The organism is Streptococcus sp. (genome assembly GCF_041802885.1).
Lineage (GTDB): Bacteria > Bacillota > Bacilli > Lactobacillales > Streptococcaceae > Streptococcus.
Genome location: NZ_JBHCHN010000020.1, coordinates 1 through 12,673, shown reverse-complemented (window position 1 = coordinate 12,673; position 12,673 = coordinate 1). Strand labels below are relative to the sequence as shown.

General features: G+C 43.5%; 13 protein-coding genes and 1 pseudogene. 12 read left to right on the top strand and 2 right to left on the bottom strand.

Annotated features, from left to right (window positions below; genetic code table 11):
- Positions 1–27 precede the first annotated feature (27 nt).
- The 12 genes from prsA (at position 28) to ACEYCN_RS02700 (ending at position 10,334) form a co-directional block, all read left to right on the top strand.
- Positions 28–996 carry a peptidylprolyl isomerase PrsA gene (gene prsA / locus ACEYCN_RS02755; RefSeq protein ID WP_373712774.1) on the top strand — a complete coding sequence of 323 codons (969 nt, stop codon included), beginning with the start codon at positions 28–30 and terminating at the stop codon, positions 994–996.
- 236 nt (positions 997–1,232) lie between these two features.
- Positions 1,233–1,724 carry an LURP-one-related/scramblase family protein gene (locus tag ACEYCN_RS02750; RefSeq protein ID WP_373712773.1) on the top strand — a complete coding sequence of 164 codons (492 nt, stop codon included), beginning with the start codon at positions 1,233–1,235 and terminating at the stop codon, positions 1,722–1,724.
- Positions 1,725–2,020: 296 nt separating this feature from the next.
- Entirely contained in the window at positions 2,021–4,639 is a 2,619-nt protein-coding gene (gene alaS, locus ACEYCN_RS02745) for an alanine--tRNA ligase (protein WP_373712772.1), read from the top strand.
- An 83-nt stretch (positions 4,640–4,722) separates the two neighbouring features.
- Entirely contained in the window at positions 4,723–5,550 is an 828-nt protein-coding gene (locus tag ACEYCN_RS02740; RefSeq protein WP_373712771.1) for a glycosyltransferase family 8 protein, read from the top strand.
- An 11-nt stretch (positions 5,551–5,561) separates the two neighbouring features.
- A complete protein-coding gene (locus ACEYCN_RS02735) occupies positions 5,562–5,927 on the top strand; it encodes a YccF domain-containing protein (protein WP_373712770.1) in 366 nt (121 codons plus the stop codon).
- A gap of 245 nt (positions 5,928–6,172) precedes the next feature.
- Positions 6,173–6,493 carry a hypothetical protein gene (locus ACEYCN_RS02730; protein WP_373712769.1) on the top strand — a complete coding sequence of 107 codons (321 nt, stop codon included), beginning with the start codon at positions 6,173–6,175 and terminating at the stop codon, positions 6,491–6,493.
- A 14-nt stretch (positions 6,494–6,507) separates the two neighbouring features.
- Positions 6,508–7,344 (top strand): ABC transporter ATP-binding protein, encoded by an 837-nt coding sequence (locus ACEYCN_RS02725; protein WP_373712768.1) that lies wholly within the window; start codon positions 6,508–6,510, stop codon positions 7,342–7,344.
- On the top strand, positions 7,337–8,035 hold the full coding sequence (locus ACEYCN_RS02720; protein ID WP_373712767.1) for an ABC transporter permease: 699 nt from the start codon (positions 7,337–7,339) through the stop codon (positions 8,033–8,035). The genes ACEYCN_RS02725 and ACEYCN_RS02720 overlap by 8 nt, the downstream gene beginning before the upstream one ends.
- Before the next feature lie 12 nt (positions 8,036–8,047).
- Positions 8,048–8,263 (top strand): helix-turn-helix transcriptional regulator, encoded by a 216-nt coding sequence (locus ACEYCN_RS02715; protein ID WP_373712766.1) that lies wholly within the window; start codon positions 8,048–8,050, stop codon positions 8,261–8,263.
- Complete coding sequence (locus ACEYCN_RS02710) at positions 8,260–9,015, top strand: DUF3169 family protein (protein WP_373712765.1); 756 nt, start codon at positions 8,260–8,262, stop codon at positions 9,013–9,015. Before ACEYCN_RS02715 ends, ACEYCN_RS02710 begins: the two co-directional genes overlap by 4 nt.
- Before the next feature lie 14 nt (positions 9,016–9,029).
- A complete protein-coding gene (locus tag ACEYCN_RS02705; RefSeq protein WP_373712764.1) occupies positions 9,030–9,731 on the top strand; it encodes a lysostaphin resistance A-like protein in 702 nt (233 codons plus the stop codon).
- A 27-nt stretch (positions 9,732–9,758) separates the two neighbouring features.
- Complete coding sequence (locus ACEYCN_RS02700; protein ID WP_373712763.1) at positions 9,759–10,334, top strand: DUF3267 domain-containing protein; 576 nt, start codon at positions 9,759–9,761, stop codon at positions 10,332–10,334.
- A 46-nt stretch (positions 10,335–10,380) separates the two neighbouring features.
- Here the strand turns inward: ACEYCN_RS02700 and nrdF are convergent, their stop codons facing one another.
- Together nrdF and ACEYCN_RS02690 are read right to left on the bottom strand one after the other, a co-directional pair.
- Positions 10,381–11,343, bottom strand: a complete 963-nt coding sequence (gene nrdF / locus ACEYCN_RS02695; RefSeq protein WP_373712762.1) for a class 1b ribonucleoside-diphosphate reductase subunit beta — start codon at positions 11,341–11,343, stop codon at positions 10,381–10,383.
- Between the two features lie 378 nt (positions 11,344–11,721).
- Positions 11,722–12,673: pseudogene (locus tag ACEYCN_RS02690) on the bottom strand (ribonucleotide-diphosphate reductase subunit alpha); the annotation flags it as partial.

Genomic DNA, 12,673 nt, shown 5'->3' with positions numbered 1-12,673 from the left:
TTAATGAAAAAAGGAGACATTTTTTAAATGAAAACTAAAAAAATCATTGCAGGGGCAGTAACCCTTTTTGCAGCAGCAACTCTAGCAGCATGTTCCAATGGAGCTGACAAAGATATCATCTCTATGAAGGGTGGTACCATCACTGTTTCTGAGTTTTACAAGGAAGTAAAGAGCAACTCTGCTGCACAGCAAGTTTTGCTTCAAATGGTTATCAAGGATGTTTTTGAAGCCAAATACGGCTCAAAAGTTACTGACAAGGAAGTAGACGAAGCCTACAATAAAATGGCAAAACAATATGGTGATAACTTCGCCCAAGCCCTATCTTCAGCTGGTTTGACAAAAGAAACTTATAAGGCTCAGATTCGTACCAATAAATTGGTTGAGTATGCTGTAGCAGAAGCCGCTAAAAAAGAGCTAACAGATGAAGCCTATAAGGCAGCTTATGAAAATTATACTCCTGAAGTGACTGCCCAAATTATCAAAATGACTGATGAAACAAAGGCAAAAGAAGTTCTAGCAAGCGCTCAGGCAGAGGGTGCTGATTTTGCAAAATTAGCCAAAGAAAACTCAACTGACGATACTGCAAAAGATGGTGGTAAAGTAACTTTTGACTCAACCTCAACAACCATTCCGGCAGAAGTTCAGACAGCTATTTTTGCCTTAGACGAAGGTCAGGTTGGAGCTGCCCTTGTACCTGTAGTAGATATGTCAACATACACATCGAACTACTATATCGTGAAATTAAACACGAAGACCAAAAAATCTGATAACTGGAAAGATTACAAGAAAGTCTTGAAAGAAGCAATTTTAACTGCTAAGCAAAATGACTCTACTTTTATCACCAATGTTATCTCTAAAGCCCTCCAAGATGCTAATGTAAAAGTGAAAGATGAAGCCTTCCAAAATATCCTTTCTCAGTATATTACAACAGGCTCTTCTAGCTCAACAGATCAAGGAACAACAGAAACGGCAACAACGGAAAAATCTGACAAGTAAGACTTGACCTTGGTTTTAAAAATCAGTATAATGAAGTATTGAGATTTGTTTTTCAGTGATTTGATTCAGAAAAATGGCGGTAGCTGCGAGCCATGGATAATCAGAGAAACATGCTGCTCAATCCGCAAAATTGAATAAGTGAAATGAGAATGACAAGTTCATGAAATGAAGGTGGTACCGCGGTTTATATCGCCCTTCGTTGATTGGGCTTGTCTTTGTTTTTTTGGAGGTGGGTGTTGAAGACTTTTCAATTAAAGCAGGAATTGTGGTCGCTTGGTGGCCGTTTCAATATTAGTGATGAGGCCGGTATGCCCCACTATCAGTGCGAGGGAAGCTTGTTCCGTGTTCCAAAACGGTTCACGATTACAGATATGCAGGGGAACCTGGTTAGTCAGATTGAGAAAATTTTTTTATCCTTTTTACCAACCTTCAAGGTCAATTTGGCTAGTGGGGAATCTTTCACCTTGCGCAAGGAATGGACTCTTTTTAAGCCCCGTTATCAGATTGAAAATCTCAATATGATTATCCAAGGTGACTTTTGGGACATGGACTTTGACCTGGAAAAAGATGGACAGGTCCTAGCCCGAATCTCCCAAGAATGGCTCAGATTGACATCAACTTACAATATCGAAGTTTATGATGAAAGCTATGCTGACTTAGTCATTTCTTTGGTGGTGGCCATTGATTATGTCAAAGCAATGGAAGCCAATTCTTCAAATGGTAGTTAACAACCATCTCCATAAAAGAATACAGCCAGGAACAGAATTATTCCGTGATAGGATGATTCGTTCTTAATGGATGTACCTAACAAAAAAGAAAGGAAAGGGTTCTAATTTTTCATAATTGAACCCGAGCTAAAGGCTGTTTTCCTTTCAATCTTAGTGAACAAAAAAACAAAACATCAGAAAGGAACTGAATTCGTCCTGTGATTGTCGGAAAATAGATAGTCTTCCTAAAATGCAAGCATCTGTCGTTAGACTCCTAATTTTCTGTCCAATCACGGGCGGACTCTATATCTTATTTTATGAAACACATGTCTTCTGCTCAAATCCGCCAAATGTGGTTGGATTTCTGGAAATCAAAAGGCCACTCTGTTGAGCCTTCAGCAAATCTTGTCCCAGTCAACGACCCAACTCTTCTCTGGATTAACTCTGGGGTTGCGACCCTCAAGAAATACTTTGATGGCTCTGTCATTCCTGAAAATCCACGAATTACCAATGCCCAAAAGTCTATCCGAACCAATGACATTGAAAATGTCGGCAAGACAGCCCGTCACCATACCATGTTTGAAATGTTGGGGAATTTCTCCATTGGGGATTACTTCCGTGATGAAGCGATTGAATGGGGCTTTGAACTCTTGACCAGCCCAGAATGGTTTGCTTTTCCAAAAGACAAGCTCTACATGACTTATTATCCTGATGATAAGGATTCTTACAACCGTTGGATTGCCTGTGGAGTGGATCCGAGTCACCTGATTCCTTTGGAAGGGAACTTCTGGGAAATCGGTGCGGGCCCTTCCGGTCCAGATACTGAAATCTTCTTTGACCGTGGTCCAGAATTTGACCCAGAAAATATCGGCATTCGCCTCCTAGAAGAGGATTTGGAAAATGATCGCTATATCGAAATCTGGAACATTGTTTTATCTCAGTTCAATGCTGATCCGGCTGTTCCACGGTCTGAGTACAAGGAATTACCAAATAAGAATATTGATACGGGCGCTGGTTTGGAACGCTTTGCGGCGGTCCTTCAAGGGGCAAAAACCAACTTTGAAACAGACCTCTTTATGCCTATCATTCGTGAAGTCGAAAAGATTTCTGGCAAAACCTATGACCCAGATGGCGATAATATGAGCTTCAAGGTCATCGCTGACCATATCCGCGCCCTTTCCTTTGCCATCGGTGATGGGGCCCTTCCAGGTAACGAAGGTCGTGGTTATGTTCTGCGTCGCCTCCTTCGTCGTGCGGTCATGCATGGTCGTAGACTGGGAATCAATGAAACTTTCCTTTATAAATTGGTTCCGACTGTTGGCCAAATCATGGAATCATATTATCCTGAAATCCTTGAAAAAAGCGAATTTATTGAAAAAATCATCAAACGCGAAGAGGAAACTTTTGCTCGGACTATTGATGCCGGATCTGGCCACCTGGATCATCTGTTAGCTCAGTTGAAGGAAGCTGGACAGGATACCCTGGAAGGCAAGGATATTTTCAAACTCTATGATACCTACGGTTTCCCAGTTGAATTGACAGAAGAAATGGCCGAGGACCAAGGCTTCAAGATTGACCACGAAGGGTTCCAGGCTGCCATGAAGGAGCAGCAGGAGCGGGCTCGGGCCAGCGTGGTCAAAGGTGGCTCCATGGGTATGCAAAATGAGACTCTAGCTGGAATCATCGAGCCATCTGTCTTTGACTATGAAAATGAAGTTCTGGATAGTCAACTGTCCGTCATCATCACCAACAATGAGCGCTCGGAAGTGGTTTCAGAAGGTCAAGCCCTCCTGGTCTTTAACCAAACCCCATTCTATGCGGAAATGGGTGGACAGGTTGCGGACCACGGTGTCATCAAAAATGCCAAGGGCGATATTGTGGCCCGTGTGACAGATGTTCAGAAGGCTCCGAATGGTCAAGCCCTCCATACGGTGGATGTCTTGGCAAGTTTGGCAGTAGGTACCACCTACACCCTTGAAATTGACAGCAAGCGTCGCCGTGCGGTTGAGAAGAACCATACAGCCACTCACCTGCTTCATGCGGCTCTTCATAACGTGATTGGTGAACACGCAACCCAGGCTGGCTCCCTCAATGATGAAGAAGTTCTCCGCTTTGACTTTACTCATTTCGAGGCTGTAACGGCTGATGAACTCCGCCAAATCGAGGAAGAAGTTAACCAACAAATCTGGAATGCCATCCCTGTTGAAACAGTGGAAACGGACATCGATACTGCCAAAGCTATGGGAGCTATGGCTCTCTTTGGTGAGAAATATGGCAAGAATGTCCGCGTTGTCAAGATTGGTGACTATTCTATCGAGCTTTGTGGGGGAACTCACTTGGGCAATACTGCTGAAATCGGTCTCTTCAAGATTGTAAAAGAGGAAGGAATCGGATCAGGAACCCGCCGTATTTTTGCAGTCACTGGTCAAGGGGCCTTTGAAGCCTATCGGGCTCAAGAAGACGCCCTCAAAGAAGTGGCTAAGGCTGTTAAAGCTCCGCAGTTGAAGGATGCTCCTGCCAAAGTTCAGGCCTTGACGGAGCAAGTTCGGGAATTGCAAAAAGAAGTAGCAGAACTCAAGGAAAAAGCAGCTGCAGCCGCAGCCGGGGATGTCTTCAAGGATGTCAAGGAAAGCTCTGGCCTTCGCTACATTGCCAGCCAAGTATCAGTATCTGATGCTGGTGCCCTTCGTACTTTTGCTGACAACTGGAAACAAAAAGATTACTCTGATGTACTTGTCCTTGTCGCAAGTATTGGGGATAAGGTCAATCTTTTGGTAGCCAGCAAGTCCAAGGAAATTCATGCCGGAAATCTCATCAAGGCCCTGGCCCCAATCGTTTCAGGTCGGGGTGGCGGAAAACCTGATATGGCCATGGCCGGTGGTTCGGATGCCAGCAAGATCCAAGACTTGCTAGCCGCGGTTGCAGACAACCTGTAAAATCTAATGCCAAACTCCTACTGGAGTTTGGTTTTTCTCTTGATTTATGATAGGATAGAGGCAAGAGAGGGGGAGTATGTGAATTGAATCTACTATTTGTGATTGACGATGCCTATGTGGAGCAATTTAAGGTGGTTCTTTTTTCCATTGCCCAGCAGATGCCCCAGCAGGATTTTCAGGTTTTTGTCATGCAAAAAAATCTACTGGAGCAAGATACTGCCATCAAGAAATATGTGGAGAAATTGGGGATGGTCTATCATCCGATAGTAGTAGGAGAAGAAGCCTTTGCACATGCTCCAACGACCGACCGTTATCCTGATACCATCTATTACCGCCTCCTGGCTCATGAGTTTCTGCCAGCAGAAGTTGACAAAATCCTCTATCTGGATGCAGATCTGATTTGTTTAAATGATTTCAGGGACCTCTATGAGATGGAGATGGGAAATCAATTGTACGCAGCAGCCAGTCACAATGAAGATGGCCGGCTTCTGGATTACGTCAACAAGCTCCGCCTCAAGAATTTTGAAATGGATTCTTCTTATTTCAATACTGGCATTCTGCTTATGAATATGGAAGCCATCCGGCATCATGTCAAACGCCAGGCCATTTTAGACTTTATCGACAAGAATCGCAACTGGCTGATTTTGCCGGACCAGGATGTCCTAAACGGCCTCTATGCGGACAAGGTCATTGCCATCCCAGATGAAATCTATAACTATGATGCTCGGTATAGCCTGATTTATCAAACCAAGAGTCAGGGAAAATGGGATTTGAATTGGGTCATTGACCATACGGTCTTTCTGCACTTTGCAGGTCGAGACAAGCCTTGGAAAAGCAACTATCGTGGACGCTACTCCGGGCTTTACAAGTTTATTGCAAGTTTGACTCGGAAGTCTGAAGAAAAATTCTAGGAGGAATCACTATGAAAACACTTGGAAATATCATCTGGTTTTTGTTCGGCGGGCTCTGGTCCTGGTTTAGTTGGACCTTTGTTGGGCTTTTGCTTTGTATCACAGTGGTCGGCATTCCCTTTGGCCTGCAGTGCTTTAAAATTGGGAATTTTGGTCTCTTTCCCTTTGGTAAACGAATAGAAGCGAGCACCAATATCGGAAGTCTCTTCCTCAATCTCATCTGGATTCTCATCTTTGGCTGGGAATTAGCCCTCCTGCATCTTTTCTCAGCATTCTTGCTGGCCATCACCATCATCGGCATCCCCTTTGCCATCCAATCAGTAAAGCTGGCAGGGATTAGTCTCTTTCCCTTTGGGGCAAAAATCTATGTCGACTGAAGTTCAAACCTAGACTAGCAGCCCAGCTGCTGGTCTTTTTTGCCTATTATCCTTGTAATTTTGACAATAATTATAAAAATTTTGACAACGATACTTGTCAAAAAGAAAAAGAAGTGTTACAATGAGAGTGAAAAAGGGAGAAAAATATGAAATACGTTCAATTTTTAAGTTGCTTTGAGATGGAGAGCGACGTTGCTATCAACCATTCCAAAGTCAAAATCCTTAAGAGAAAGTAGGAATGGAGAATGGAATACTTCGGAATCATGGCCTTTATTTTAGCAATGGTCAATATCACCTTGTCAGATAAGGTGAAAAAAATGCAATTTCGGATTAAGAAATTGGAAAAAAGAAATAAGATGCAAGGAGAGAATAATATGTCACAGATGATTCAGGAACTAATCGGAAGCAAGTGCAGTTTGTATTTTGAAGATGGAACTTCAGGGGATTATGATACCCTAGAAATTGACGATGAATGGCTAAAGATTAGCCGAACAGATAAGAAGGGAAGAGTTGAACTGCGAATTGTTCGTATTGATAATATTAAGGAATTAAGACCTTTGGGATAGAAAGGGTGAGTAAGATGACAAAAATGGTTGAGGTTCAAAACCTTGTGAAACGTTTTGGTGACCAGACAGCTCTTGACGGTATTTCATTTGACATAGAGCAAGGTGAAATATTCGGATTTTTAGGACCATCCGGTTCTGGTAAAACGACCACTATCAATATTTTGACTGGTCAACTGTTGGCAACAGAAGGTTCTAGCAAGATTTTTGGTAAGAAAGCCAGTCACTTGACCAGTGAAGACTTGGCTCAAATTGGAATTGTCAGTGATACTAGTGGCTTTTATGAAAAAATGACTCTTTATAAGAATATTCAAGTGTACAGCAAGTGGCATGGTGTTTCCAATGACCGGGTAGATGAGTTGTTGCACCGTGTCGGGCTCTATGAGAGTCGGCAGAAGCCAGCTGAAAAACTCTCAACTGGGATGAAGCAACGGATGCTTTTGGCCCGTTCCCTGATTCATAAACCCAAATTCCTTTTTCTTGACGAACCAACAAGTGGTCTAGATCCAGCTACTTCACGTATGATTCATGACTGGCTGTTGGAACTGAAAGAGCAAGGAACTACCATATTCTTAACCACACACGATATGCAGGAAGCAACCCTACTTTGTGACCGTGTGTCTCTGCTCTACCAAGGAAAACTAGTGGAGACTGACAGGCCAGCTAATTTAATTAGGAAGTACTATACAGATAAGCGAGTTCGAGTTTGTTACCAAGATGGACAAGAAAAGGTTATGGCCTATGATGAATTGGTTCAGCTGGATCGGGTAGAGGAAATAGAAACCATTCATTCTTGCGAGCCGACCTTGGAAGATATCTTTATTTCGTTGACAGGAGGAAACTTAAATGGTTAGACGAATGAATGCTCTTATTTGGAGTCGATTTCAAATGATTTTGGCTAATAAAATGGTCTCGGTCAATCTCTTCATGCCCATTTTGATGGTGATTCTTTATCAGTATATGTTTAAAGGACAAGACGGAATGGAGGATATGATTCTGTTCATGGTTCTTCCCATGATTCCAGCTATGACTGGATACCTTTTGCCGATTGTTGTTGGGGAAGAAGCGGAAAAAAATAATCAACGCAGTCTTCAACTGGCAGGAGTAAAAAACTGGGAATACGTGGTAGCCAGTCTTATTATTCCTTTCTTAGTCAATCTGTTCTACCTCTTTTCTCTCCCTCTTTACTTGGGGATGGATTTGGTGGAACTCGGTTGGCAATACATTCCGGTCATGTTGGTCACTTCCTTGACAGTTTTTCTCGTCTTTATGGGGATTGCCCTCGTGGTAGATACTCAGTCCAAGGCTACCATCGGAGCTATGCCCATCATGATGGTGACCATGCTCCTGCCTATGTTTTCGCTGATGGACAAGACTATTGAAAAAATCATCGGTTTTACTTACCTTGGTTCCTACTCTGAATATTCAGTTGAGTTAGCTGATTACCAAGTTTTTGGCACTTCCTTTCTTTGCCTTATCCTCTGGCTAGTGGGGGCCATGTTTGTAGTTGTCTGGTTAACACGGCAAAAACAAGTGAATCGGTAAGGAGGTGGACCTATGACTCTAGTGTTAAAAAATCGGCTTAAGGAATTGAGGGCCAGGGATGGGGTCAATCAGACGGAGATGGCCAAGCTGGCAGGGGTGTCCCGCCAGACTATCAGTCTTATCGAGCGAGGTGAATATACGCCATCCGTGATTATTGCCATGAAGATTGCTCAGGTCTTTCATGAGCCCTTGGAAAATGTCTTTCGATTAGTGGAGGTTGAGGAATGAAACAAGGAAAACAATTAACAACAGGAAAGCGGATTTTGCGCAATCTTGGCTGGATGATTTTAGCAGGATTAGCTGGCGGTATAGTCGGCTATACCACGGCTTCTTTTGATTTCAGAGGCTTGCCAAATGGCATTCCTGCTGACAGTATTCTCTGGTTTACGAGGCCTGTTTTGATTTTACTCAGTATCCTAACAGCCTATTTTCTATGGCAGGCTAGGAAATTGCATACCCAGTATTTGGCAGCGGAAGCGATGGATGATGACTTGGTGGATGAACTCTATCCTAAAACCTTTCGATACTTGGAGTATGCGACCATTCTCTATAATGTCGCCATTAGTCTGGCCCTGTTCAATATCCTACTTGGCGCAAAGTTTATCATAGAGGAGAACGGAGCCACTATGTCATTTCCTTTTGACTATGCTTTTATCATCCTGATGATTATTGGACAGATTCTGGTTTTCAAGACGACCCAAAAGATTCGCAACTACAAACTATCGGCTTTCCCAACAGTGAAAGAAGTCAAGGATTACATGTACTCGCTGGACGAGGGGGAGCAACAGGCCAACTTTGAACAGGCCTTCGTTATCCAGTTTAACCTCAATCAGCGCATCTTGCCCATTCTGTATCTGGTGGTATTTTTCATCGAAATGGTCACCCAAACCAATCAACTGGTTGCATACGCAGTGATTTTGTTCATCCATGCTTTTATCAATTGCATGCAGTACCAGATGGTTCGCCGTTACTTTAAATAAAAGGAGGAGAAAATATGGATAAAGGTAAAGGAGTATTTACCAAGGCTTTGATTTTTATTGGTTTGATTGTCTTGATAGTAGTCGCAAATGCAACGCCCATGTTTCTTATCAGATTTCAAGGTGATTTAGAGGGTGGTGTCAAATGGTTCTTAGCCTTGGCCTATACCGTCATCGTTGCTTTCCTTATCACCTGGCTCTGGAAATGGTACCAGAAAGGTGTAGATACTGACCAAGCGAAGCAAAAGATCAGCTGGAAAGATGTTGGTATCATTCTACTCTTCTATCTGGCTGGTCGTGTCATAGCAGTAGCGGGAACAGTAATCAATCAGCTGGTTAGTGGCAATCAAATGAGTATGAATGACCGAGCAATCTTTGGCCTTACGGCAGGACTAAAGGAAGGTTTTTGGCCTTTCACCATTTGCTTCTTGCTGGTGATTGGTATTGTCGCACCTATTATTGAAGAATTGGTATTTCGTGGTTTGGCCAGTCAGCTCCTCTTTTCTGGAGGGAACAAGTGGTTGGCGGCTATTGTGACCTCGCTCATCTTTGGGCTTTTACATGCCACCAATCTGATTGAATGGATCATGTATACTGGACTTGGAATCGTCTTTTATCTGGCCTATGCCCGACGTAGGAATATCAAGGACTCTATCTTGCTGCATATGATAAATAACATCCCTCCAGCTATTCTATTAGCTTATACAATTTTTTCTTAAACTTGATGAATGAAGGGGGTGGTGATTATGTCACTGCACAAAATCAAGGAATTTAATATTTCCAAAAGCAAACTGACCTTGATTCTTCTCAATCTTTTGGGATTTGGTCTCTTTGTTCTGAGTGTTCCAATCTTTTCAAAATTAGCAGGCCTACTCATGGGGCTGCGCCTTGGTCGGATTCCTGATGAGGTTCAATTTACAATCACAGGACTGGATATATTGGTCTTTCTGCTGACAATGGTCGCTACATTGATCATTCATGAACTCATACACGGTCTCTTCTTCAAGGCCTTTGCACCTGACAGACCCGTCAAGTATGGTTTTCACTGGTACGCTCTTTCTGCTACCAGTCCAGGGACTAAGTACAGTAAGGGCAAATTCCTCTGGATTGGCATTGCACCCTTTATATTTATTACCATTGGTTTAAGTGTATTATTTGCCCTAGGATTCCTGACAATCCCGTCTTATATATTCTTGACTAGTATGCATACCGCAGGTTGTATTGGTGATTTCTATTTCTGCATCCTTTTGCTGTTTGCTCCAAAGGGCATCTTGATTGAAGATACGGGTGTAGGCATGGTTTTCTATCAAGAGACTGCATAAGATGACATGCGAAAAGGCAGGCCCAGTTGGGCTCTGCCTTGTTTTTTTATAAACCGTAATTGTAGTCGTCTTCCTGCATGGCTTCAACTGTACCGAGGAGGTAACCATTGCCGACCTGACTGAAGAAGTCATGGTTGGAGGTACCGGTTGAGATACCGTTCATGACGATGGGGTTAACATCATCAGCTGAATCTGGGAAGAGGGGATCTTGGCCCAGGTTCATGAGGGCCTTGTTGGCATTGTAGCGCAAGAAGGTCAATACTTCATCTGTCCAGCCAACTGAATCGTAGAGGGATTTGGTGTAGCCTTCCTCATTCTCATAGAGTTGGTAGAGCAGGTCATACATCCAGTCGCGGAATTCATTTTGCTCTTCTTCAGGCAATTCATTGAAACCGAGTTGGAACTTATAGCCGATATAGGTCCCGTGAACAGACTCATCACGAATAATCAATTTGATGATTTCAGCCACATTGGCCAACTTGTTGTTGCCAAGGTAGTAGAGCGGTGTGAAGAAGCCAGAGTAGAAGAGGAAGGTTTCTAGGTAAGTAGAAGCTACCTTCTTTTGCAGGGCATTGCCGTTCAGGTAGATTTCATTGATGATTTCAGCCTTCTTCTGCAAATACTCATTGCTGTTGGTCCATTCAAAGATATCTTCGATTTCCTTCTTGGTATTGAGGGTCGAGAAGATGGAAGAGTAGGACTTGGCGTGAACTGATTCCATAAATTGGATATTGTTGAGGACAGCTTCCTCATGTGGTGTCCGCACATCGGCCCGAATGGCTTCAATACCAGATTCGGATTGCATGGTATCCAAAAGGGTCAAGCCACCGAAGACCTTACCAACCAGGTCCTTTTCAGCAGCAGATAGTTTGCGCCAGTCATCTAGGTCATTGGACAAGGGAATACGGGTATCGAGCCAGAATTGCTCGGTCAACTTTTCCCAGGTCGACTTATCGATGACATCTTCAATGGCATTCCAGTTTATGGCTTTGTAGTAGGTTTGTGACATGTTGTTTTTTCTCCTAAGAGTCAATTTGGGGATAACAGACAAGAAAGCTAGCCGAGCAGATAAGACTAGCTTTACGAGTTTTAGATAGCGCTAAATGATAATCTTTCTATACCATTAACGGTTAGCCTAGTCTAGCTAGTTGATTTATCAACAGCTTTTAGTAGTTACGACCTGAGAAAAGTCGTTCAATCTTAACGACTTTTCGAGGTAGTAAGCCACTTAGGTACTTTAGCACCAATGGATGATAGAGTTTTACGACACGCAGAAACTGAAGACGATACTTCTTCAGTTTCGTAGTTAGTGAGGTAGCTAGCTAATCCGCCGATAGCGGTTAGCGTAGTTTAGCTAGTTGATTTATCAACAGCTAAACTTGCTACGTCAAATCACACAGCTCTCACATTGATTAGCGCCGACTTCTTCGCCATCATCCGTGAAGGTACGGATGTAGTAGATGGACTTGATGCCTTTGTTGTATGCATAGTTACGGAGGATAGAGAGGTCGCGGGTGGTTTGCTTGTTCTCTGTTTTCCATTCGTAGAGGGCTTTTGGCAATTCACTGCGAAGGAAGAGAGTCAGAGACAAACCTTGATCCACGTGTTCGGTAGCAGCAGCGTAGACATCGATGACCTTGCGCATATCCATGTCATAGGCTGACTTGTAGAAAGGAATGGTTTCAGTCGCCAAACCAGCGGCTGGATAGTAGATCTTACCGATTTTCTTCTCTTGGCGCTCTTCAATCCGTTGGGTAATCGGATGGATTGAAGCAGATACGTCATTGATATAGGAGATGGAACCGTTTGGCGCAACTGCCAGGCGGTTTTGATGGTAGAGTCCATCTGCCATGACCTTGTCACGTAAGTCTGCCCAGTCCTGACCGCTTGGGATAAAGATGCCTTCGAAAAGACCCTTTACCTTGTCTGAACTTGGTTGGTAGTCACCAGTGACATACTTGTCAAAGTAGGTGCCATCTGCGTATTTGGATTTGTCAAAGTTATGGAAGGTAGCCTTGCGCTCACGAGCGATATTGTTTGATTCCACCAAGGTCCAGTAGTTGAGGAGCATGAAGTAGATATTGGTAAATTCTACCGCTGTTTTTGAGCCGTAATCAATCAAGTTTTGAGCCAAGTAGGAGTGAAGTCCCATGGCACCAAGACCGATGGAGTGGGCACGCTCGTTTCCAGCTTCGATAGATGGTACTGCAGAAATGTGCGAATGGTCTGTCACATAGGTCAGGGCGCGTGTCATGGTTCTTACAGAACGGCCGAAATCTGGTGATTTCATCAGGTTGACAATGTTGGTTGAACCTAGGTTACAAGACACGTCTGTTCCC